Origin of the sequence: Sorangium sp. So ce185, assembly GCF_051526825.1 — a bacterium.
GTDB classification, from domain to species: Bacteria; Myxococcota_A; Polyangia; order Polyangiales; family Polyangiaceae; genus Sorangium; species Sorangium cellulosum_D.
Map to the genome: position 1 here is coordinate 7577259 of NZ_CP150316.1, position 22517 is coordinate 7599775.

Below are 22517 nucleotides of genomic sequence, written 5' to 3' on the forward strand. Positions count from 1 at the left end.
GCCACGTCGAGCTCTGGGCGCCCTGACGCGTTCGAGAGTTATTTCTGAGCGCGCATGAGGCCGTCCGGGTGTGCTGGCGGGGATCGCTGGTCGACATGGAAGAACTGCAACAAGTATCCCCGCATCAGGCGATGGCCGTCGCAATGTGTATAGTCCGAGGCGGAGCCCAGCCCTGTCGGGCACAACGACTCAGACGAATAAAATAAGACACCAAGGACGTTCATAGAAGAGAGAGACGTGCGTCTTCTGTCTCTTGGTGTTCTTGGTGTCCTCGGCGCCTTGGGACTTTAAACTCTCCTCGTGGTCCCCCGTCACACCGCGTCTTCCGACCGGACGCGGGGCCCCGTGCTGGGGCGGCCGAGGTGGATCATTCTCGCGATGCGACCCATGGCGCGGCCCTGCGCCCGTGCCGTCGGGACGTGCGGCAGGGATCCCGGGACTGCGAACCCTTGTTCAATCACGCAAACCATTGCGGAAGGGAGCAACCGGTTGCGGAGCCCCTCTGCAACTGGCGCCGCGAGGGCTCCCGTGGTCCGCAGAGTATCTGTGCACCCGATCAGGGGATCCTGCGCTGCCGGAGCGGTATCCCGAGCCACCTCGCAAGGGCTCGTGGCCACATGCTCCGACCGCCTCGGGTAGAGCGGACGGCTCGGTCCCGCCCCGAGGAGGCGAGCGATCGCGCCCTGGACAGCGATCGCTTCCAGGACGCGCTTGAAGAGCGTCGGTGCCGGTCTGGAGACCGGCGCGGCGGGTATGGACACCGCCGCAGCCGGTCCGGAGAGCGCGGAGCGAGGTCTGTGCACATCTCGAGACCCCCTCGGCCGTTCTCGAGACCCCCCTCGGCCGTTCTCGAGACCCCCTCGGCCGTTCTCGAGACCCCCCTCGGCCCCTCTCGAGACCCCCTTCTCCGGCTCCCCGGACCGGCTTTCCGCTGGCGCCGCGCCTTCCCGCCGCCCTCCCCGGCGCCTGGCGGGCACGGCGGCGCCCGGCGCCGCGTCAGCCGAGCAGCGGCTCCGCGCCCGCGACCTCGCCCTCCGCGCCGTCGTCGTCCCCGTCGAGCGGCGGCTCCTCCTCGACCACCTCCCCGGCGGCGGCCGCCGCGCGCTTCATCACCGTGAGGCCGAGCTGGATCTGCGCCTTGACCGAGAAGACCTGCCGGAGCGTCGTCGCCCAGTCGTTGAACCAGTCGCGCAGGCCCTCGAGCGCCTCCCGCTGCTCCTTCCGGGCCCGCTCCAGCTCCGCCGCCGGCACCCGGGGCGGCTGCCCCTGCGCGCCGGCGCCGGCCTCCAGCCGCGCGAGCTGGTCGCGCACCTGCTGCATCCTCGCCTCCGTCAGCCCGCGCGCCGTGAGCGTCTTGTGGACCTTCTTCGCGTCGCCGTCGCTGTTCCTGGCGAGCCCCTCCACCCGGCGCAGGAACGTCCCGACCGACATGATCACCGCCGGCCCGAGCGGCTGCTGCTCCAGGTTCTTGAAGAACGCGGCCTCGAACCCGGCGCGCCGCTCGCGCGGCACCACGCGGCGGATGATCGCCCGCGCGCGCGGAAACCACGTGTTCTCGAAGGTATCGACCTCCTGGAGCAGCCGCATCCGCTCCGCCCCCTCCACCACCCCGCCGCTCGAGGCCTCCACGAACAGGTGCTCCAGCGGGCGCTGCTCGCCCGAGGCGAGCTTGAGCAGCCGCCACCCCTCGCGGTGCTCCTCGGCCGTATAGCCCTCGCGACGGGCCCGCTCCACGAACGGCGCGGCCTGCACGTTGACCAGGAGCCTGAGAGCGCGGCCCAGGAGATCTTGCTCGGCCGCGGTGAGCACCAGCGGCAAGGACGCCTCGGACGGCTCCGAGGCCGCGCCCCGCGCCCCCGGCTGCTTGGGGGCGCTGGCGGACTTCGCTTTCGGCATGTCGTTCTCCTCTCGCTGGCGCAACCGGGGAAGGACCGAAGCGCTCAGCGGCCGGCGCGGACTGCAAGCCGCGCGCCAGCGGGCGTGGACTGTCGCCGCGCGTCCGCTACGTTACGCCGCGCCCGACCCTCCCACGATCCCTCTTTCCGCCCGCCCGCGGGCGAGGAGCCCGATGAAACCGACGTTCGGCACCGATCTGACGACCGGCAGCATCCCCAGACACATCGTGACGTTCTCGCTCCCGATGCTCCTCGGGGGCTTCCTCCAGACGACCTACAGCTTCATCAACGCCATCTGGGTCGGCCAGTACCTGGGCACCGTCGCCCTCGCGGCCGTCACCGTGAGCTTCCCCGTCGTCTTCACGATCTTCGGCGTCGGGATGGGGATGACCCTGGCCACGAACATCCTCGTGTCGCAGAGCTTCGGCGCCAGGCGGTTCGACGAGCTGAAGCGCGTGGTGGACGGCTCCACCGTGCTCATCTACGGCCTCGGCGTCCTCTTGACCGTCATCGGCGAGATCTTCACGCCCGCGATCCTCCGCGCGATGGACACGCCGGCCGAGGTGCTCGAGCCGGCCGCGCACTACCTCCGCGTCTACCTGCTCTCGCTGCCGTTCAGCTTCGGCATGTTCGCGCTGCGGAGCATGCTGCAGGGGACGGGGGACTCGAAGACTCCCCTCTATTTTCAGCTCGGCTCCGTCCTGCTCACGACGGTGCTCGATCCTCTCCTCATCTTCGGGAAGCTGGGGCTGCCGGCGCTCGGCCTGAACGGGACGGCCTGGGCCACGATCGTCTCTCAGGTCCTCGCGCTCGTCGCGCTCAACGCATATCTGCACGTGAAGAGGTCCCCGATCTCGCCGAGGTGGCCCCGCTTCGGCCAGCTCGGCCCGACGATCCGGCGGACGCTCCGCATCGGCGTGCCGGCGGCCGTGCAGCAGTCGGTGGTGTCGCTCGGCATGGTGGTGGTGACGGGGATCGTGAACGGGTTCGGAGAGGTCGCGACCGCGGCGTTCGGCGCGGCCTCGCGCATCGACCAGATCGCGTTCCTGCCCGCGATCAACATGGGAATGGCGATATCGACGCTCGCCGGGCAGAACCTCGGCGCGGGGCACCACGGGCGCGTGCGCGAGATCTTCCTGTGGGGCTGCGCCTTCAGCGCCGCGATCACGCTCGCGTGCTCGGCGGCGGCCATCGTCTTCCCCGAGGCGCTCCTCCGGGTGTTCATCGCCGATCCGGTCGTCATCGATCTCGGCGTCTCGTACCTGCACATCGTGGGCGCGTCGTACGTGCTCTTCGGCCTCTCCTTCGTGAGCAACGGCATCATCAACGGCGCCGGCGCCACCCTGGTCACGACCGCGATCTCGCTGCTCGGCCTCTGGGTGGTCCGCGCCCCGCTCGCGTACTTCCTCTCCCGCGAGATGCGCAGCGTGAAGGGGGTCTGGTACGCCATCGCGGTGAGCTTCGTCGTGTCGCTCGCCGCGAGCCTGGCCTACTACGCCTCGGGGCGCTGGAAGCGGGTCGTCGTCCACCCCGCCCCCCCGGCGGACGCGGCGAGGCAAGCCGACCCCGCGAAGGCGTTCGCGAACGAGGCCGGCGAGGCGTGAGCCGCCGGCTGCGCAGCCCGTTCGCCCGGTGACGCGCTGGGCCCGCCGCCGGCGCAGGCCGGCGGCGCGCGGTGATCGGGAACCGGAGGCGCGCTCGTTCCGACCCATGCCGGAGGACCGCTCCGGTCCGCGAGGAGAACCGATGCAGCGCTCGTACGACACTTCCCTCGAGGGCCCGGCCTCGCGACGGCGACGGCGCATCCCCGCCACGCTGGATCCCGGCCGCACGCTGCTGGTCTCGTGCTTCGACGCGGCGCTCCCCCTCGAGCGGATGGGGCTCTCGGCTCGCGGAGTGTCGTGCGCGCAGGTGCGGTCGCCGGCGCACCTCGTGGCGCCCTGGAGCGACAAGGTCGCGAGCGAGAACGCGCCGCTCCTGCTCTCGCTCTCCATGCGGGAGACGCACGACGTCGTGATCTGCGGCCACGTCCAGTGCGCGGCGCTCGAGGTGCTCCTCGACGAGGAGCGCGACCGAGGGGCCTTCGGGCTCATGGCGCAGGTGCCCGCGGCGCGGGCGACGATGGACCTCGTGCGGCACAACTACGGCGGGCTCGACAGGGAGTCGCTCCGCGAGGTGATGGCGCAGGAGAACGTGCTGACGCAGCTGGATCACCTGCTCACCTATCCGCCCCTGTCGCGGGGCGACGGGCCGCGCGTGCACGCGTGGCTCTACGACGAGCGCGACGCGTCCCTCTGGGGCTACTCGTTCGAAGAGTCGCAGTTCGCGCACCAGATCTCGCTCCGGTGAGGTGACGAGGCGCGGGGGGACGCGCGCCCTCCGCGTCCGTTCGCAAGGGCCGGCGCTCCGGCGAGGCGGTGCCCCGTCGGGCACGGCTTGCCTGACCGCGCGCCCGCAGGCAGGCTGGGGCCATGGGCCAGCCCGCCGAGAAGCCCCGCCGCGCCACGTACGCCGACCTCGAAACCACGCCGCCGAACAAGGTGGCAGAGCTCATCCGCGGCGTGCTGCACGTCTTCCCGCGGCCGGCGCCGCGGCATGCGAACGCGAGCTCGGTCCTGGGTGGAGAGCTCGTGGGCGCGTTCCAGCGCGGCCGCGGCGGACCAGGTGGCTGGTGGATCCTCGATGAGCCCGAGCTGCACTTCCCCGATCCGGAATCGCCGGGCGACGTGGAGGCGGTCGTGCCGGACATCGCCGGCTGGCGCCGCGAGCGCATGCCCGAGCTCCCCATCACCCCCTACTTCTCGCTCGCTCCGGACTGGATCTGCGAGGTCCTGAGCCCCTCGACAGAGCAGCACGATCGCAAGGAGAAGATGCCCCTCTACGCGCGCGAAGGCGTGCTGCACGCGTGGCTTGTCGATCCCATCCAGCGGACCCTGGAGGTCTTCTCGCTCGGCCCGGGCGGAGGCTGGGTCCCGATCGCCACCCACCGCGACGCCGCGCGCGTCCGCGCCGCGCCGTTCGAGGCGATCGAGCTGGAGCTCGCCGTGCTCTGGGCGACGTAGCGCCCCTCAGACGGACGCCGGCGCCCCGGCGCGGGGATCCCCGTCGAGCGCGACGGCGCCCTCCCCCTCGCCGCCCTCGCCGCCGTCCAGCCCCGGGAGCCGCGCCGAGAGCAGCCCCAGGAGCTCCTGCGTCGAGAGCTTGCCCGCGGCGTCCTTGCCGCCGAGGACCTGGGCCGCGAGCGAGCGCTTCTGCTCGTGCAGCGACAGCATCTGCTCCTCGATCGTCCCGAGCGCCACCAGGCGGTAGATGGTGACCGGCCGGCGCTGGCCCAGCCGGTGCGCGCGATCCGAGGCCTGATCCTCGACCGCGGGGTTCCACCAGGGGTCGAGGTGGATCACGTTGGTGGCCGCCGTGAGGTTGATGCCGAACCCGCCCGCCTTGAGCGAGATCAGGAAGAGCGGCGCCGCCCCCTCCTGGAACTCGCGCACCCGCTCGCCCCGCGCCCGCCGCGGCGTCTCGCCGTCGAGGTAGACGTACGCGACGCCGCGCGCGTCGAGCGCCTCGCGCACCAGCGCGAGGTGCGAGGTGAACTGGCTGAAGACGAGCGCGCGCTGCCCCTCCGCCCGCAGCTCCTCGACGAGCTCGAGGAAGCGCGCGAGCTTGGACGAGGCGAGCGCCGAGCGCTCGTCGTAGAGCCGCGGGTGCGAGGCGAGCAGCCGCAGCCGCGTGAGCGCCGCGAGCACCTCGACGCGCCGCTGCTGCTCCCGACGGACCGACCGGCGCGTCTCGAGATCGGACAGCGCCGCGAGCCGCGCGTCCTCGTACAGCTGCCACTCGGCGCCCGAGAGGACGACCGGCACGCGCACCTCGGTGCGCGCCGGGAGCTCGGCCTCCACCTGCGCCTTGGTCCGCCGCAGGAGGAAGGGGGCGAGCACGCGCGCGAGCGCGGGCGCCGCGGCAGGATCGCCGTGCCGCTCGATCGGCGCGGCGTAACGATCGCGGAACGAGTCCCAGCTGCCCAGGAGGCCGGGAAAGACGATCGTGAACAGGCTCCAGAGCTCGCCGAGGTGGTTCTCGAGCGGCGTGCCGGAGAGCGCGATCGTGAAGTCCGCCTGGAGCGCCCGCGCGGCGCGCGCGCGCAGGGTGGTCGCGTTCTTCAGGCTCTGGGCCTCGTCGAAGACGACCGTGGCGAAGCGCCGGGCCGAGAGGCGCGCGGCGTCGCGCACGAGCAGGCCGTAGCTGAGCACCAGCACGTCGCCCGGGCCGAGCCGCGCGAGCGCGCCGTCGCGATCGGCCTCGTCCGCGTAGAGCGTGAGGCGCAGCGAGGGCGCGAAGCGCTGCGCCTCGTCCCGCCAGTTGAAGGCCACCGACGTGGGGGCGAGGACGAGCGCCGGCCCGCGCTCGGCGCGCTCGAGCAGGACGGCCAGCGCCTGCACGGTCTTGCCGAGGCCCATGTCGTCGGCGAGCACGCCCCCGGCCCCCCAGGCCGCGAGCCGCACGAGCCAGCGGTAACCGTCGACCTGGTACGGGCGGAGCTCGGTCCCGAGCGCCGGTGGGACGGCCGGGCAAAGCTCGCCTGCGGCCGCGACGCGCTCGGCGAGCCGCCGGTAGGCGCCGTCCCCGTCGAGCGCGGCGCCGGCCCGCTCGAGCTCCCACAGCACCCCGGCGGCCGAGGGGCCCACCGCGAGGCCGTACCGGGTCTCGTGGACGTGGTCCGACAGGCGCTCGAGGTGGGCGCGCAGCGCCTCGCCCAGCTCCACGTAGGTCTGCGCCTCGACCTGCACGTAACGCTCGCCGCGCCGCGCCGCATCGAGCAGCCGCGCGAGCTCCACGCGCTCGCCCCCGACGCTCAGGCCGCCGAGGACGCCGAACCACTCGCGCCGCCGCTCGAGGACGATCTTGAGCGCCTGGGGGCCGCGGCTCGCCACGGCGCGGAGCGGCGCGCCCACCCACTCGAGCTCCGGCGGCGGCTCGCGCGCCGCGCAGGCCGCGAGCAGGTCGAGCGCGCCGTGCGCGCTGGCGAAGCGGTAGTGGAAGCGGCGATCCTCGATCGGCTCGGCCCCGGCGAGCGGGAGCTCGGCCGCGAGCGCGGCGGCGAAGCCCTCTTCCTGGGCGAGGTCGCGCACCGCGTGCAGCGCCTTCTCCCCGCGCCGCACGTGCACGTCGCGGGCGCCCGCGCCCGGCGCGAGGGCCGGGCCATCGGCGAGCGGCCGGATGCGCAGCTCCACCTCGACCGCGCCGCGGGGCTGGGCCGTGAGGCGCAGCACCGGGAACAGCGCGGGCGGGACCGACTCGCCCATCACGCTGCGCGGCATGGCGACGGGCACGCGCTGCGCCCACCGCGCGAGCGCGGCGAGCAGGGCGGCGTGGCTCTCGGGCGGGAAGACGTTGCCCTCGCGCAGGAGCACGTCGAGGAGCGACCGGACCTCGGCCTTGACGTCGAGCAGCGTGAGCCGGCGCGCGCCCTGGTCCCAGTCCCAGAGGAACAGCACCTCCTCGGGCCGGGCGCGGCGGACGCGATCGAGCAGCGGAGGGGGCAGCGCGGTGCCCTCGACGCCGGCGCTCACCCGCACGGCGCCGTGGCGCTCCTCGGCCACGAGGCCCACCGGCGTGCGCTCGATGCGCACCGCGACGTCGGGCGCCTCGCCGAGGACGAGGCGCGGGTGGCCGATGAGCGCGTCGAGGAGCGCCCGCGAGGCAAACGCGTCGCCGTCGGACAGGAGCGCCGCGATGCGGGCGTCGTCGGCGGAGAGCTTGGCGCCGTGCTCGAGGAGGAGGCGCTTCTTGCCGATCCGGGCGCCGGCGCCGCGCTGGCCCTTCTTGCCCACGCGGTGGATCCAGGGGGCGACCGCGACGCCGGCGCCCTCGACGACGTCGAGCCGAAAGATGAGCTCGACGCCGGCGCGCGCGCCGGGGCCCTCGTCGAACGCGCGGTCGAGCGCCAGCAGGGTGCGCTCCCAGGGGGGGCGCCCGAGCTCGTCGAGCGCCTGGAAGAATGCCTCGCCCGGGGGCTGGCGGAGCCAGAGCAGCGCCGCGTCGATGGCCGCGAGCACGTGCACGCAGTCGGCCGCGCCGCAGCCGCACTCGGCGCGGGGCGCGCCGGGGGCGAGGGTCAGCCGCGCCTCGGGGCGGACGAAGCCGGCGCCCACGCGCTGCGATTCGTAAGGCAGCGGGTCGTCGAGCCGGAAGCCGGGCAGCGCCGCGTCGAAGCGCAGCGCGGCGGCCCGGAGCGCCCGCGCGGGGCGCGGGGCGACGGCGTCGGGGACGCGGGCGCGCAGGGCGCAGAGGAGGGCGTGCGCCGGCTGGGCCCGCGGCTCGTCGGGCGCCTGGAGCAGCGCGGGGACGGCGGCGCGCGCGGCAGCGGCGGCGGCGCGCTCGTCCTCGAGGAAGCCGAGGACGGCGGGCGGCAGCGCGTCGCGGAGGCGCGAGGGCGGCAGCCACTCGAGCGAGCGCGCGAGCTCGTCGTCGCTCGCGAGGTCGATGAGGCGCCGCCGCGCGCCGAGGATCCGCAGCTCGGGCCAGAGGGCGGGATCGACGCGCGGGGCCGCCGCCTCGAGGTTCAGCCGGGCGACGTGCGCGATGGCGTGGCGCGCGAGCCAGGACAGGAGCGCCGCCCGCGTCGCGAACGGCGCCTCCGGCGCTCCGGGGGTGACGGGCTGGGGGTCGCCTGGCATGGTCGGGCCGCGCAACGTGATGGGTGCGCGGGCCCGGTTCAAGGGGTTATGGCGCGCCGGCGCCCTCAGCGCTTGAGCCAGTGGCCGTACGGCGGCGGGAGGACGCGGCTCGGCTGCTCCACGCCCAGCTTCTTCGCTGCGTGGTAGGTCCAGTGCGGGTCGTCGAGCAGGGCGTGGGCCAGCACGATGAGGTCCGCCTGGCCCTCCTTCAGGGCCGCCTCGGCCTGCTCCGGCTCGTTGATGAACCACCCCGCCGCGACCGGCAGGCCCGCCTCCTTGCGGAGGCGTCCGGCGTACGGGAGCAGGAAGCCGGGGCCCCAGGGGATCTTGGAGACATCGGGGACCACGAACCCGTGGCTCGCGTCGAGCAGATCGAGGCCGGACGCCTTGAGCCGCTTCGTCAGCTCGATCGACTCCTCGATCGTGACCCCGCCGTCCACCCAGTCGGTGATCGAGAGCCGGACGGTGAGCGGCAGGCGCTCCGGCCAGGCGCTCCGCACCGCCTCGAACGTCTCGGTCAGGAAGCGGATCCGGTTCTCGAACGTCCCGCCGTACTCGTCGGTGCGCGCGTTCGAGAGCGGCGAGTAGAAGCTGTGCGCCAGGTAGCCGTGCGCGAAGTGCAGCTCGAGCCACTCGTAGCCTGCCTCGAGGGCCCGACGCGCGGCGGCGACGAAGGCGCCCTTCACGCGGTCGATGTCTGCCTTCGACATCTCCCTGGGCACCTGGGGGAGGTACGCGCCGAACGGCTTCGCCGAAGGCGCCAGCGTCTCCCAGGCGCCTTCTTCTTTCGTGAGGTGGTCGTCGCCCTCCCACGGCCGGTTGGCGCTCGCCTTCCTCCCCGCGTGCGCGAGCTGGATGCCCGGCACCGCGCCCTGCTCCTTGACGAACGCGACGATCCGCCTGAGCGGCTCGATCTGACCGTCTTCCCACAGCCCGGCGTCTCGCGGGCTGATACGGCCCTCCGGGGACACCGCCGTGGCTTCGGCGATGGCGAGGCCGACTCCACCTCTCGCCATCGAGCCCAGATGCACAAGGTGCCAGTCGGTCGCATGGCCGTTCACGGAGGAATACTGGCACATGGGGGAGACGACGACGCGGTTGCGCAGCGTGACGTCCTTCAAGCGAAAGGGCTCGAACAAGCTCACCACCGGAGACCTCCTTGCAAGAGGCGCGCAGCGTTGCAGCCCGGACGCTCGCGCGCAAGCGGAGGCGTCCTCCGGCCGTGGCGCCGTCGCCTCCGTGCGCGGCGCGCGAGCCGACTGTCTCACCGTTGGCACACGTGAGACACTTCGAGACACCCGTGAGACAGAACGGCCGCGATGTCCCCCCGGCGGTAGGCCGCGATTTGCGCGCTCGCTGTGCCAAATCTCGCTGGCACGGAGGCTGCTCTAGGCGGAGACAGGCGGAGACAGGCGCGACGATGGAGCGCCGCTCCCCGAAGGACGCGCCTCGGGGAGCAGAGACAGAAGCCCTGAAGGTGGTCTGGGCGGCGGCGTCAGGGGTGTCCTCCCCTGGCGGCGCCTGCGCGCCAGGCTGCCGCGCGATCGCCGATCCGGCGGTCGCATGAGGGATCGAACAAGCACGACGCGGAGGTTCTGATGCGCCACACAGGATTGGCTTTCTTGCTCATGGTGATTGGACTCGTCGGCTGCAAGGCGGAGGGCGACGGCGACGTCGGGGAGTCGCAGGATCCGCAAACGAAGCAGGAGTGCGGCGGCTTCCTCGGGACCAGCTGTCCCGACGGGCTCGAGTGCGTCGACGACCCGACCGACGACTGCGACCCGGAGCACGGCGGCGCTGACTGCATCGGTGTCTGCGTCGAGCCGAAGCCCGTGATGTGCGGCGGCTTCGCGGGCTTCCCCTGCCCCGACGGGCTCGAGTGCGTCGACGACCCGACCGACGACTGCGACCCCGAGCGCGGCGGCGCCGACTGCGCCGGCGTCTGCGTCGAGCCGAAGCCCGCCATGTGCGGCGGCTTCGCGGGCCTGCCCTGCCCCGACGGGCTCGAGTGCGTCGACGACCCGAGCGACGACTGCGACCCCGAGCACGGCGGCGCCGACTGCGCCGGCGTCTGCGTCGAGCCGAAGCCCGCCATGTGCGGCGGCTTCGCGGGCCTCCCCTGCCCCGACGGGCTCGAGTGCGTCGACGACCCGACCGACGACTGCGACCCCGAGCGCGGCGGCGCGGATTGCGCCGGCGTCTGCGTCGAGCCGAAGCCCATCATGTGCGGCGGCATCGCGGGCTTCCCCTGCCCCGACGGGCTCGAGTGCGTCGACGACCCGAGCGACGACTGCGATACGGCCACCGGCAGCGCCGACTGCGCCGGCATCTGCGTGGCGCGTTGATCCGACGCGCGCCCGCGGTCGCGCCACTGCCGCTCTGACACGGCACGAAGGTCGAGGGCCTCGCCGCGCTGCCCGTGCACAGATGTCCTCGCCGACGCCCTCGGCGCCTGCCTGAGCGGCGGTGGCCGGATTTGAACATGAAGGCGGGAAGGCAGGAAGAACAGATCAATGATCTTCCCGCCTTCATGTGAATCGCTCCGGAGCCAATTGGGCCACCACCGCCTGCGTGGCGGAGCGAGCTAGACCCGCTCCTCCCAGTCGATCCGGTACGCGTACGCGCGCTGCTGAGCGGCCGCTCCGATCCGCAGGAACAGCGGCAGCGCCCGGTCGCGGAGCCACTCCGCCACCGGCCCGGAGACGGCCTTGCGGCTGCCGTTCCGGCGCGCCTGCCGGACGATCGCCTCGACGCGCGGCCGCCGGAGGCGCTCGAACGCCGCGAACGCCTGCTCCGGGTCGGGCTCGTCCCGGAGACACCTCGCGAGGAGCATCCCGTCCTCCATGGCGAGCGAGGCGCCCTGGCCGGCGTGCGGGGTCGCCGCGTGCGCCGCGTCCCCGATCAGGCAAACCCGGCCGGCGTGCCAGCGCGGCATCGTCAGGATGTCGTGCAGCGACCACGGCCCGAGGACCTCCGGGGTCGCGCGCACCACGTCCGCGATCCAGCCCGGATCGCCCTGGTGCAGCGCGAGGATGCGCTCGCGGAGCGACTCCGGCGGAGCGGCGTCGCCATGCGCCGGAGCGGGCTCCCCGCTGTTGTGGAACCACCACACCTCGCCGCCGGGCGCCGCGAACGCGCCGAAGAACGCGCGCCGGCCGAACACCATCACATTCCATCCAGGCTCGATCGGCGCGCCGGGGCAACGCGCGAAGCCGCCGAAATCGATGAGCCCGGTGTAGCGCGGCTCGGGCGCGCCGGGCAGCGCCCGCGCCCGCGTGCGCGAGCGGAACCCGTCGCACCCGATGAGCACGTCGCCGCGCGCCTCGCCGCCGCCGCTGAAGCGCGCGACGACCTCGCGCGGATCCGAGGCGTCCACGTCCTCGAGCCGCGCGCCGTACCGGATCGCGACGCCGCGCCTGGCCGCCTCCTCCGCGAGCGCGCCGTGCAGCGCCCCGCGCCGGATCATGACGAGCGCCGCGCCGAAGCGGCGCGGCGCCTCCCGCTGATCGATCACCCCGACGCGCCGGCCGCGCGCGTTCTCGAACCGGAGGCCCGCGCACGGCGCGCCGAGCGCCTCCACCGCGCCCGCGAGGCCGAGCTCCGAGAGCACGTTCATCCCGTTCGGAGCGATGCCCAGGAAGGCGCCCTCCTGCTCCGCAGGCGCCTCGCGCGCCTCGAAGATCGTCACCTCCACGCCGATGCGCCGCAGGAACATCCCGAGCACCGGGCCCGCGATGCCTCCGCCGATCACGATCGCCCGCCGCACGCCTCGCTTGGTCATCTCCGTCATCTCGCCACCTCCACCTGCCCGCCGGTCGCGCCGCGCGGGCTCGATGTCCGGGCCAGCATGCGTGTGACAGACATTCATTGCCAGTGATGGTTCGTGATGCTAATCGTCACGATTCGTGAACTTACCGGCGCTCGATCTCAACCTGCTGCTCGTCCTCCACGCGGTGCTCGAGGAGCGGAGCGCGGCGCGCGCGGCGCGGCGGCTCCACGTCACACCGTCGGCCGTGAGCAACTCGCTCGCGCGGCTGCGCGCGCAGCTCGGCGACCCGCTCGTCGTTCGGAGCGGCCGCGGTCTGGTCGCGACGCCCCGCGCGCAGCAGATGATTCCGCGGCTCCGGGCGGCGTTCGGCGAGCTCGCCGGCGCGATCGAGGGCGAGCGCGCGTTCGACCCGAAGACGACCTCGCGCGCGTTCGCGATCGCGTGCTCCGACCTGGATCAGATATGCAGCCTGCCGGCCATCGCGCGGGCGTTCGCGGCGGAGATGCCGCGCGCGGTCCTCCGCGTCGCGAGCGTCGACCACCTCGAGGCGGCCGGGGGGCTCGCCGGCGGCGACATCGACGCGGCGATCGCGCCAGCTCACCCGCTCCCGCCCGGCCACCACGCCGCGGACCTCTACGAGCAGGACAGCGTCTTCGTGGTCCGCCGCGGCCACCCGTGCGCCCGCGGCCCGATGACGCGCGAGGTGTTCAATGCGATGCGCCACATCGACATCCACGTCGCGCTCGGGCGAGGCGGCATCGGCAACCGGGCCGCCCGAGAGCAGCTCGCGGCGCACGGGCTGCGCCGCGAGATCGCCATGACGGTCCCGAGCTTCTCCGCCGCCGCGGTCGCCGCCGCGAATACCGATCTCATCGCCGGGATGCCTCGCCGCCTGGCCGAGGCGCTCGCCCGCCTCGCCCCGCTCGCGATCATCGAGCCGCCGATGCGGGGGTTCTCGTTGAGGCTCCAGCTCGTCTGGCACGAGAGGACCCACGAGGACGCGGGCGCGCGCTGCTTCCGAGAGCTCGTCATCTCCGCCTTGCGCGAAGCCACGCCTCCCTACGCGCGCCCGCGCACCCAGGCCGGGCGCTCGCACAAGGGGGGAGCCTCCCGCGCCCGGCCCGAGCAGGAACGTGCGAAGACGGGGAGGCGGGTCAACCCCGCTTCGTGACTTCACACCTTCTGTGGATCCGTTCGATGAACGGCAGGCTCCCAGGGGCCGGGCCGCTCGTCGGAGCGCAGACACCGACGTCGAGCGCCATCGTAGGTCCCTGTGAGCGCAAGTCGGCAGTCGGCGCTCCGCGGGAGGCGCGCTGTCCGGCATTCCCTGAGTCCCAACTTCGCGGTACGCTCCGGGCATGCCCCGGTCCCTGGCCCCAGCGCGTCGCCCGAGAGGAGCACCGACGTGTCTGGGACACAGAGGCGGCACGGAGGTGCTCGATCGTGTTCCAGCCATCCTCGTTCGATCCCCAGCCCGATTCCCAGAGAAGAGACGGCGCGCGCGCCGCGGCAGCGCTCGCTGATCGACCCGCAGACTCCCGCCCTGCCTCCTCGCGCCGCGCCGGGCGGCTGCGAGGCCGCCTCGTCGGCGGGCGTTACCGGCTCGAGCACCCGCTCGGGCGCGGCGCCATGGGCGAGGTCTGGCGCGCGCACGACAGCGTCCGGCGCGCCGATGTCGCGCTGAAGTTCCTCGTGGTCGCGCGGAGCGGCCGGAACCTCGACGCGATCGAGCGGTTCCGCCTGGAGGCGCGGGTCGCGGCGCGGCTCGGCCAGAAGACCGGCGGCGTCGTCGCCGTGCACGACGCCGGGGAAGACCCGGCGGCAGGCCCGTACCTCGTCATGGACTACGTGCGCGGCAGGTCGCTGCGGCAGCTGCTGGACGAGCGGGGAAAGGTGCCGGCCGTCGAGCTCGCGGCGCTCTTGCGGCAGCTCGGAGAGGCGCTGTCGGTGGCGCACGGGCTCGGCATCGTGCACCGGGACATCAAGCCGTCGAACATCCTGCTCGTCGAGGGGAGCGACGGGCACCTCCGCACCAAGATCACCGATTTCGGGATCGCCAAGTGGGTCGGCCAGGATCGGCCGACCGACTTCCGCCGCCGGACCGCGGACGGGGTGGTGCTCGGCACGCCCGCGTACCTGAGCCCGGAGCACACGTGCGACGGGCAGGCGGGCCCGCAGCTCGACCTGTGGTCGCTCGCGGTCGTCGCGCACGAGGCGCTGACCGGCCAGCAGCCGTTCCCGGGCCGCAACCTGGCCGCCGTGCTCGCCGCCATCCTCGTCGGCGCGCGCCCCCCGGTGACCACGCTGTGCCCGGAGGCGCCGCCCGCGCTGGAGGCGTGGTTCGCGCGGGCGTTCGCGATCGCCCCGTCGGAGCGGTTCCCCAGCGTCGAGGCGATGATCGCCGCCTTCGCGGCCGCGGCCGGCGCGCCTGCGACGTCGCGCGCTGCGTCGCGGGCGCCGTCGCGGGCGCGGCCGCGGCGCCTGCGCCTCGCGGCGGCCGGCGCGGCGGCGGCGCTCGGGGCGGCGCTCGCCGGGGCGCTCCTGTGGGAAGCGACGGGGGCCGCCGGCGCGCGCGGCAGCGTGGAGGAGGCCCTCCGCGCCGCCGGGCGGGCGGTCCACGCGGCGCAGGCCGCGACGGCGCGCCTCCTGGAACGGCGGGGCGCAGATCCCTGACGGCGCGCCGCCCTGACGGCACGCCGCCGATCGCCGGCTCAGCCGAGGAGCGGCCGGAACTCGTCCGGCAGGACGCCCCGCGCGGCGGCGCTCCGGAGCGCGTCGCGGCACACCTCGCACGCCGGGGCGTGCTCGCGGTAGCTGTCCGTGAGGCCGTCCACGCGGAAGATGCCGGCGGCCGCAGCCTCGGTGTCCGGATGAACATGGAACTCGACCGGCACGCCGAGCGCATAGAGCGGCTCGCCGTCCCGCCGCAGCGCATAGAGCGTGAAGGGCGTGTCGTCGCGCGGCCGCCACCCGTCGATGGAGAAGAGAGAGGGCGCCTCCCCCGCGGCGCCCGCGTGCCGGCGGAGAAAGCACAGGTCGCCCGCGTACGAGACGAGCTCGTCGAGGTTGGTCGCGACCGAGACGGGGATCGCGCGCTCGAGCCACCGCTCGAAGGCGAGCCACACGGCCGCGAGGACCTTCGGGTCGGACGCGGCGCGCTCGTCCACCACGAACGCGCCGTCGGGGGCGCTCGCCTCCGAGGGGCCGCGCGCGCCGTAGATCGACGCAAGGGCCGAGAGCGCGATCTCGGCGTCGAGCGGCGCGCCGGCGCGCTCCGCGTCGCAGGCGGCCGCGAAGGTCGCGGCGTCGATCCGGGTCGCGAGCCCGGCGCGGCGCAGGCGCTCGAGCGCGTCGTCGGGGCGCAGGAGGGTCGTCATGTCGTCCTGTCTTCCAGCGATGTCATCCAGCCGAGGCCGCCGCGGGATCTCGGCGCACCCCCGGGCAGCCTCTCTGGAGGATGCATCATCCGGCCGTAAAAAGAGAATCCCGCTCCGAGCCGGCGCCGCCGGACGCCGAGGCCCCGGCGGACGCGCCGGCCGCCGGCCCGCTCAGGGCTGCAGCTCTCTGCAGTGGATCTTCAGCGTCCGGATCTTCCCCGCGTCGATGTCGTACCGGAGCGCCAGCCCGGTCATGACGCTCTGCTCCGGGCAGCGCAGGCTGTGCTTGTCCCCGCCGTACCCGAGCGCCCAGTTCGTCCACGACTCCGAGTTGAGGTCGAGGGCCGTATCGTTCCCGTTCAGGGGAGCGTACGCGATACGCACGTCCTTCACGAAGTTGCCGTTGCCGCTCACCTGGAGATCCAGACCGATGGGATAGGTGTAGTCCGGGACCTCGAGCTGGAACACCCCGGTGCGGAAGAGATCCGCTTCGAAGATGACTTTCCCTTCGAACGCGTTGGTCTTCGGAAGCGTGGAGTCCGTAAGATCGAACTCCCAGCACTCGCCGGCCATCCTGGCGATGAAGTTGTCGGACGCGCCGAGGTCCTCCTGGTTCACGTTGATGCCCGTCAGCATGTACCCGTCACCATAATCGAGGTTACAGTGAACGTTCATCCAGCTCGAGAGATAGCCGTTCAGGCCCGAATCCCAGACCGCGACCGACGCGGAGGTGCTGACGGTCCAGCTCTCGGAGAGCGGCGGGGCGTCGAGCGCGAGCTCAGGGCCTGCCGCGTCGACGGCGCAGCCGGCAGCGGACAGGGCAAAAAGCGCGAATGCAAAGCGGACCATGCGCATGGCGATGTCTCCTCAGGGTTCGTGTTGTCGAGGCAGAGGCGGCCGGCCGCCCGGCGGGCCAGGATGGCCCGGTCGCGGCGGCGCCTCGCGGCGGGGCGCCATCGCAAGCGCCTTGCCAGCGCGCGGGGACGCGACGCCGCGGTCTCCGCGGAAGGCCGTCAGGCAGCCGCCGCGAGCCCCGTGGATGGCCCTGGACGCCGAAGATCTGCGAGGCGACGCGCGCACGAGACCCCCGCGCACCCCTCGCCGTGCTGCGGCGCGACAGCGCCGCGCACGCGCCCCGCCCGCCGCACACCGGCCGTCCCCCTGTCACATCGACGCTGTCACACCGTCCCCTGTCACACCCCCTGTGGCAGGGACGATGTGACAGCGGGCTCCCGCGCGTGGCCGCGGCGCTCTGGACGAGGCCGCGCTGCGCGCCGCCGCTCACACGGCGACGGCGACGCCGCTCAGGGCGATACCCGGCGCAGCCCGCCGCCCGCGGCCGGAAGGGGCGGGCGCTCGCGCGCCTCGGCGAGCCCCCCGGCGAACGCGTCGGTCACGAACACGCCCGCCCCGGTCGGCCCCGGCGCCCAGCGGCGCAGCGCCTCCGGCGCGGCCGCGTGCAGCAGGAGGCGCGGGAGGACCTCGGGGCTCGCGCCGGCCCGCGCGCCGAGCGCCGCCCAGAGCTCGAGGACCCAACCGAGCGCCCGATCCGGCGCGCGCTCGTACGGCGCGGGCAGCGTCGCGAGCAGCGCATCCGCGCTCTCGACCACGAGCGTCGCCCCGATCCGCAAGAGCGCCGCCCGCGCGGCCTGGAGCAGGCGCTCCACGTCGGCGAGCGCGTCGTCGCCGGCGTCGTCCGGCGCGGCCAGCCGGGCCTCGACGAGCAGCGCGGCGCTCGGCCCGTCGACGCCGCCGGACGCGGCCGCGGAGCCACCGAGGCCCGGCGCGGCGACCGCCCCGCGCAGGGCCGCGAGCAGCTCGGAGACGCTCGCGTACCGGTCCGCCGGCTCCTTCGCGAGGCAGCGGCGCACCACGGCGTCGAACGCGGCCGACACCGGCGCGCGCTCGCTCGGGCGGGGCGGCGGCGCGCGCAGGTGCATCTCCTCGGTCTCGACCGCATCGGCGCCCTGGAACGGCAGCTCGGCCGTCACGAGCTGGTACGCGAGCAGGCCGACGGCGTAGATGTCCGTGCGCGCGTCCACCGCGCCGCCGAGGATCTGCTCCGGCGCCATCGTGAGCGGCGTGCCGAGGATCACGCTGCTGCTCCGCTCGCCCCGCGCGCCGGGCGCCGGGTGGAGGAGCTTGGCGATGCCGAAATCGACGAGCTTGACGCCGCGCGCGCCGCCCCCGCCGACGGCAGGGCGGAGCATGACGTTCTGGGCCTTCACGTCGCGGTGCACGACGCCGATCGCGTGCGCGGCCACGAGCGCGCCGCAGACCTCCTCGAGCAGCGCGACCGCCTCGGCCGGGGAGAGGGCGCCCCGCGCGCGCAGCTCGGCCGCGAGGGTCCGGCCGTCGACCCACTCCATCGCGATGTACGGCCGGCCGTCGTCGAGCGCGCCGACGCCGCGGACCTCGACGATCGACGGGTGCCTGAGCCGCGCGAGCACCTCGGCCTCCTGCTGGAAGCGCCGGAGCATCGCCGGCAAGAGCGACAGCTCCCGATGGAGCACCTTCAGCGCGACCGCCGCGCCGCCCCCGATCGGCCAGGCGCGGTGCACGACGCCGAAGCCGCCCGCGAGGCGCACCTCGTCGAGCAGGTAGCCCCCGACCACCGCGCCCGCGGGGAGCGCGCCGCCGGCGACGGTCGTCTGCAGCTCCTCCGGACGGCCGGAGATGACGGCGGTCGCTTCGGGTTCAAGGGCGAGCTCGGCAGGCGTCAGCACGGCAACCTACCCCAGTATACTCGCGCCCCATGCGCTGCCCCGAGTGCCATCGCCGCCTCCCCGCGCGGGCCGGCGCCGCGTGCCCGGGGCATCCGCTGGCGAGGCCGCCGACGCGCGCCGCCGCCGAGGCGGTCGATCCGGAGCCGCCCCCGCAGGTCCCCGGGTTCCGCGTCGAACAGATGCTCGGGCAGGGCGGGTTCGCGCGCGTCTACGCGGCGACGCGCGAGGGCGACGGCCGCGCGGTGGCGCTCAAGGTGGCGCGGCTGCAGGACGACGGCCGGATCGCGCGCGAGGCCGCGGCGCTCGCCCGCCTCGCGCCGCCGGCGGCGCCCGCGCTGCTCGGCCGCGGCCGCGCCGCCGACCTGCGCCCGTTCCTCGCGCTGGAGCGGCTCGCGGGCAGCTCGCTCGCGTCGCGCCTCGCGGACCTGCCGGGCGCGGGCGCGATGCCGCCCGACGAGGCGGCCCGGCTCGCGCGCGCGATCGCGGCGGCGCTCGACGCGGTGCACGACGCGGGCCTCGTGCACCGCGATCTCAAGCCCGAGAACGTGTGGCTGCGGCCCGGGGGCGAGGTCGCGCTGATCGACTTCGGCCTCGCGGCGCCGGCGCGCGGCGCGGACGACGCCGAGGGCGCGGAGGGCGCGCTCGGCCCGGACCTGACGCGCACCGGCGCGATCCTCGGGACGGCGACGTACATGGCGCCGGAGCAGTGCCTCGGCGCGGGCGGCGTGGGCCCGCGGGCGGACGTCTATGCCCTCGGCGCGGTGATCTTCGAGCTGCTCACCGGCCGGCCGCCGTTCGTGGGCGAGCCGGCGGAGGTGCGGCAGGCCCACGTGGCGCGCCGGCCGGCTCCGCCCTCGTCCTTCGCGCGGCTCCCGCCGGCCGCCGACGAGGCCGTCCTCCGCTGCCTGGCAAAAGACCCCGAGGCCCGCCCGGCCCGCGCGGGCGACGTGGCCCGCGCGCTCGCGGCGGCGCTGGAGGCGCGCGCGGCTCCGTCCGGCGCGCTGGCCGAGAGCGCCGGCGCGCCGGACGAGAGCGCCGGCGCGCAAGCGCCCGCCCCCGGCCAGCGCCGGCCCGTGGCGCTGCTCGCCCTGCGCACGCGCGAGCGCGCCGGCGCGCTCGCCGCCGACGTCGCGCGCGCGGAAGGCGGCCTCCTGGCGCGCTTTCGCGGGGAGCACACGGTGCTCGCCTTCCCCGCCGCCGCGGACCCCGGCGAGGGGGTGCGCGCGGCGGTGCGCGCGGCCGCGCGCCTCGCCGCCGCCGGCCTGGCGACGCCGCCCCTCGTTGTCCACCTGGCGCCGCTCCGGGTGCGCGAAGGCACGCACGGCACCACGCTCGCGGGCGCCGCGCTGGAGGCCGCCGAGGCGTGGAGCGCCGAGGCGCATCGGGCCCGCCCGGAGGGCGCGGGCGCCGCGGCGCCGGCGCTGCTCACGGCCGAAGCGCAGGGCGCGCTCGCGGAGGGCCCGCGCGACGCGCCCGCCGACGGTCACGACCCACCCGCAGGCCCGAGCGACGCGCCCCCCGGCGAGCCCGCCGAGACCGCCCTGCGCGGCCGCGACGCCGCGCTCGCCGCGGCCCTCGCCGCCGCGACCGAGGCGCTCGCCGGCGGCGGGCCGGCGCTCGTCACCGTGCTCGGCGCGGAGGGGCACGGCAAGACCCGCTTCCTCGGCGCGCTCGCGGCCGCGCTCCGCCAGGGCGGCGCGATCGTGCACGCCGCCGCCGCGCCGGGGCCGGAAGCGGCCGAGCGCGGCGCGACCCTCGCCGCGCTCCTCCGGGCGGCGCTCGGCCTCCCGGAGGGCGGCGCGCTCGACGCGACCGTCGGCGCGGCGCTCGCCCGCCGCCTGGGCGCGCCGGAGGCCGCCCGCGCGTGGCCGGCCGTTGGGCTCGCCTTCGGGCGGCTCGACGGCCGGGATCCCGCGGCCGCGCCCCTGCTGGAGGCGGCGGGCGCGCGCCGCCACGCCGAGGCCCGGGCGCTCGCGGCCACCCTCGCCGCCGCCGCGCCGCTCGCGCTGCTGCTCGACGACGCCGACCGCGCGGACGCGGCCGCGCTCGACGCGCTCGAGCTGGCCACCGCGGAGGGCAGCCCGGCGCGCCTCGCGATCGTGCTCGCGGCCCGGCCCACGATCGCGTCGCTCCGCCCGGGGCTGGGCGAGCGCGCCGCCCGCCGCCTCGCGCTCGACCTCGGGCCCCTCGACGCCGAGGCCGCGGGCGCGGTGCTCCAGGACCGCCTGCGGCCGGTGGAGTTCGTCCCGCGCGCCGTGCTCGATCACCTGCGCGCGCTCTCGCGCGGCGTCCCGCGCGATCTCGTGGAGGTCGCCTGCGCCCTGCGCGTCGGCGGCGCGATCCGGCGCGCCCGGGGCGGCGAGGGCTGGACCCTCGCGCCGGACGAGCTGCTCTCGCTCTCCGCCGCGCCGCTCGGCGAGCTCCTGGCCGCGCGCGCGATCGCGGCGCTGCCGCCGCCGCTCGTGGACCTGCTCGAGCGCGCGGCGGTCCTCGGCGACGACCTCTCCCCGGCCGAGCTCGAGGCCGCCCTCGACGCCCCGGGCGCGCCCCCGCCGGCCGGCGCGCTGGACCCGGGCGTCGGCCTCGCGCGCCTCGCGCGGGCCGGCGTGCTCGTCGCGCTGCCGGCGTCGCCGCCGCGGTACGCCTTCCGGCACCCGCTCCTGCGCGAGGCCGTCGAGGCGCGCATCCCGCCCGCCCGCCGCCGCGCGCTGCACGCCGCCGTCCTCCGGCGCCTCGCCGGCGCGCCGCCCGCCGCGGGGTCGCGCGCCCGGATCGCCCGCCACGCCGCGGCCGCGGGCGAGGCGGCCGCGGCCGCGGCGGCGCACGCCGCGCTCGCGGAGGAGGCGCTCGCCCGGCACGACGTCGTCGAGGCCGAGCAGCGCTTCACCGCGGCGCTGCGCCTCTTCGACGGCGGCGACGCCGCGACCCGCGGCCGGGCGCTCGCGGGCCGCGGCCGGGCGCGCTACCGCCTGCAGCGCTTCGGCGAGTCGCTCGCCGATCTGCGCGCCGCCCGGGCGCTCGCCGAGGCCGCCGGCGACCGCGGCCGCGCGGCCGAGCTCCTGCTCGAGGAGGCGACCGCGCTCGACTGGCTCGAGGACTTCCCCGCCTCGGCGGCGGCGGCGGCGCGCGCGGCGGAGCTCTGCGCGGGCCTCGGGGACGCGCGCCTCGACGCGCGCTGCCTGCTCGCGAGCGGCCGCTCGGACTGCCGCGGCCAGCGCGTCGACGACGGGATCCCCAAGCTGGAGCGGGCCGCCCGCGGCGCGCTCGCCCTCGGCGACCACGAGGCGCACGTCATCGCGCGGCTCTTGCTCGTCGGCGCGCTCTCGGTGGCCGGCCGCCTCGACGAGGCCGAGCGCCACGGCGAGGCCGTCACCCGGGCCTGCCTGCGCGCCGGCGACGTCTTCCACCTCTGCACCGCGTACATCAACCGGCTCTTCATGTCGGTGAAGCAGCGCGACGAAGGCCGCGCGCTCGAGGACCAGCGGGAGGCGGTCCGCCTCGCGCGCGAGCTCGGCCACGCCCAGCTCGAGCGCATGGCCACGCTGAACCTGTCCGAGCTGCGCTACTGGATGGGCGCGCTCGACGAGGCCCTCCCCCTCGCGCGCCGGTGCCTCGACCTCCAGCGGCGCTACGTCAACCAGCGCCCTTCGCCGGACGACGCCCTGCTCCTCGCCCGCATCCAGCTCGCCCGCGGCGAGCACGAGGAGGCGGCCCGGCACCTGGCCGAGGCCCGCGCGAGCCTCCCCGAAGCCGAGCTCACCCCCTGTGCCCGAACGCTGGCATGCCTGGTGCAACAGACCCTGGACGACCGGGCAGCCGGTCGGTTCGATGCAGCGGCGTGGCGCGCGCTCGTGGAGGAGGCGCGGCGCACCGCGATCCTTCATGAGCACGCCGAGGCGTTGCACGGCGCGGTCCTCTCGGCCCTCCGGGCGGGCGCCGCCGGCGAGGCGCGCGTGTTCCTGGAGGAGGCGCGGTCGATCTCGGCGGGGTTCTGGGAGCGGCGGTTCGACGAGCTCGAGCGCGCGCTCCTCGCGCTGAGGGCGGACGTCGGCGCGTGAACCGGTCGGCCGGCT

Annotated in this window: 14 protein-coding genes; 7 read left to right on the forward strand and 7 right to left on the reverse strand. The window is 75.5% G+C overall.

Annotated elements, in window-relative coordinates; translation table 11 throughout:
• Positions 1–996 precede the first annotated feature (996 nt).
• The gene (locus WMF26_RS27585) at positions 997–1896 is read right to left on the reverse strand and encodes a hypothetical protein (protein WP_437995096.1); all 900 of its coding nucleotides are present in this window, start codon (positions 1894–1896) and stop codon (positions 997–999) included.
• A 172-nt stretch (positions 1897–2068) separates the two neighbouring features.
• On the opposite strand from WMF26_RS27585, the gene WMF26_RS27590 reads away from it, so the two are divergent.
• The 3 genes from WMF26_RS27590 to WMF26_RS27600 all read left to right on the forward strand — a co-directional run bounded on the left by WMF26_RS27590 (position 2069) and on the right by WMF26_RS27600 (position 4957).
• Positions 2069–3499, forward strand: a complete 1431-nt coding sequence (locus WMF26_RS27590; protein WP_437949134.1) for an MATE family efflux transporter — start codon at positions 2069–2071, stop codon at positions 3497–3499.
• Positions 3500–3641: 142 nt separating this feature from the next.
• Positions 3642–4244: a carbonic anhydrase gene (locus tag WMF26_RS27595; protein ID WP_061629225.1), complete on the forward strand. Its 603-nt coding sequence runs from the start codon at positions 3642–3644 to the stop codon at positions 4242–4244.
• 122 nt (positions 4245–4366) lie between these two features.
• Entirely contained in the window at positions 4367–4957 is a 591-nt protein-coding gene (locus WMF26_RS27600; RefSeq protein WP_437995097.1) for a Uma2 family endonuclease, read from the forward strand.
• 6 nt (positions 4958–4963) lie between these two features.
• On the opposite strand, the gene WMF26_RS27605 is transcribed toward WMF26_RS27600, so the two are convergent.
• Both WMF26_RS27605 and WMF26_RS27610 read right to left on the reverse strand, forming a co-directional pair.
• Positions 4964–8572 (reverse strand): DEAD/DEAH box helicase, encoded by a 3609-nt coding sequence (locus tag WMF26_RS27605; RefSeq protein WP_437995098.1) that lies wholly within the window; start codon positions 8570–8572, stop codon positions 4964–4966.
• Positions 8573–8637: 65 nt separating this feature from the next.
• The gene (locus WMF26_RS27610; RefSeq protein ID WP_437995099.1) at positions 8638–9720 is read right to left on the reverse strand and encodes an NADH:flavin oxidoreductase/NADH oxidase; all 1083 of its coding nucleotides are present in this window, start codon (positions 9718–9720) and stop codon (positions 8638–8640) included.
• A 480-nt stretch (positions 9721–10200) separates the two neighbouring features.
• Between WMF26_RS27610 and WMF26_RS27615 the strand changes: the two genes are divergently transcribed.
• On the forward strand, positions 10201–10917 hold the full coding sequence (locus tag WMF26_RS27615; protein WP_437995100.1) for a hypothetical protein: 717 nt from the start codon (positions 10201–10203) through the stop codon (positions 10915–10917).
• Between the two features lie 239 nt (positions 10918–11156).
• On the opposite strand, the gene WMF26_RS27620 is transcribed toward WMF26_RS27615, so the two are convergent.
• Positions 11157–12353, reverse strand: coding sequence for an FAD-dependent oxidoreductase (locus WMF26_RS27620; protein ID WP_437995101.1), 1197 nt, complete (start codon positions 12351–12353; stop codon positions 11157–11159).
• A 124-nt stretch (positions 12354–12477) separates the two neighbouring features.
• Between WMF26_RS27620 and WMF26_RS27625 the strand changes: the two genes are divergently transcribed.
• Positions 12478–13512 (forward strand): LysR substrate-binding domain-containing protein, encoded by a 1035-nt coding sequence (locus tag WMF26_RS27625; RefSeq protein ID WP_437995102.1) that lies wholly within the window; start codon positions 12478–12480, stop codon positions 13510–13512.
• Positions 13513–13970: 458 nt separating this feature from the next.
• Positions 13971–15014 (forward strand): serine/threonine-protein kinase, encoded by a 1044-nt coding sequence (locus WMF26_RS27630; protein WP_437995103.1) that lies wholly within the window; start codon positions 13971–13973, stop codon positions 15012–15014.
• Between the two features lie 38 nt (positions 15015–15052).
• On the opposite strand, the gene WMF26_RS27635 is transcribed toward WMF26_RS27630, so the two are convergent.
• From WMF26_RS27635 to WMF26_RS27645, 3 genes are all read right to left on the reverse strand, one after another.
• Positions 15053–15718, reverse strand: coding sequence for a hypothetical protein (locus WMF26_RS27635; RefSeq protein ID WP_437995104.1), 666 nt, complete (start codon positions 15716–15718; stop codon positions 15053–15055).
• 171 nt (positions 15719–15889) lie between these two features.
• A complete protein-coding gene (locus tag WMF26_RS27640; RefSeq protein WP_437995105.1) occupies positions 15890–16567 on the reverse strand; it encodes a hypothetical protein in 678 nt (225 codons plus the stop codon).
• Between the two features lie 455 nt (positions 16568–17022).
• Positions 17023–18444 (reverse strand): serine/threonine-protein kinase, encoded by a 1422-nt coding sequence (locus tag WMF26_RS27645; RefSeq protein WP_437995106.1) that lies wholly within the window; start codon positions 18442–18444, stop codon positions 17023–17025.
• 29 nt (positions 18445–18473) lie between these two features.
• Between WMF26_RS27645 and WMF26_RS27650 the strand changes: the two genes are divergently transcribed.
• Complete coding sequence (locus WMF26_RS27650; RefSeq protein ID WP_437995107.1) at positions 18474–22502, forward strand: protein kinase domain-containing protein; 4029 nt, start codon at positions 18474–18476, stop codon at positions 22500–22502.
• The last annotated feature ends 15 nt before the right edge of the window (positions 22503–22517 follow it).

Bases quoted from the DNA above. Each gene is read 5' to 3' on its own strand.
- WMF26_RS27585 (WP_437995096.1), bottom strand. From the start codon at position 1,896: ATGCCGAAAGCGAAGTCCGCCAGCGCCCCCAAGCAGCCGGGGGCGCGG.
- WMF26_RS27590 (WP_437949134.1), top strand. From the start codon at position 2,069: ATGAAACCGACGTTCGGCACCGATCTGACGACCGGCAGCATCCCCAGA.
- WMF26_RS27595 (WP_061629225.1), top strand. From the start codon at position 3,642: ATGCAGCGCTCGTACGACACTTCCCTCGAGGGCCCGGCCTCGCGACGG.
- WMF26_RS27600 (WP_437995097.1), top strand. From the start codon at position 4,367: ATGGGCCAGCCCGCCGAGAAGCCCCGCCGCGCCACGTACGCCGACCTC.
- WMF26_RS27605 (WP_437995098.1), bottom strand. From the start codon at position 8,572: ATGCCAGGCGACCCCCAGCCCGTCACCCCCGGAGCGCCGGAGGCGCCG.
- WMF26_RS27615 (WP_437995100.1), top strand. From the start codon at position 10,201: ATGGTGATTGGACTCGTCGGCTGCAAGGCGGAGGGCGACGGCGACGTC.
- WMF26_RS27620 (WP_437995101.1), bottom strand. From the start codon at position 12,353: ATGACCAAGCGAGGCGTGCGGCGGGCGATCGTGATCGGCGGAGGCATC.
- WMF26_RS27630 (WP_437995103.1), top strand. From the start codon at position 13,971: ATGGGCGAGGTCTGGCGCGCGCACGACAGCGTCCGGCGCGCCGATGTC.
- WMF26_RS27635 (WP_437995104.1), bottom strand. From the start codon at position 15,718: ATGACGACCCTCCTGCGCCCCGACGACGCGCTCGAGCGCCTGCGCCGC.
- WMF26_RS27640 (WP_437995105.1), bottom strand. From the start codon at position 16,567: ATGGTCCGCTTTGCATTCGCGCTTTTTGCCCTGTCCGCTGCCGGCTGC.
- WMF26_RS27650 (WP_437995107.1), top strand. From the start codon at position 18,474: ATGCGCTGCCCCGAGTGCCATCGCCGCCTCCCCGCGCGGGCCGGCGCC.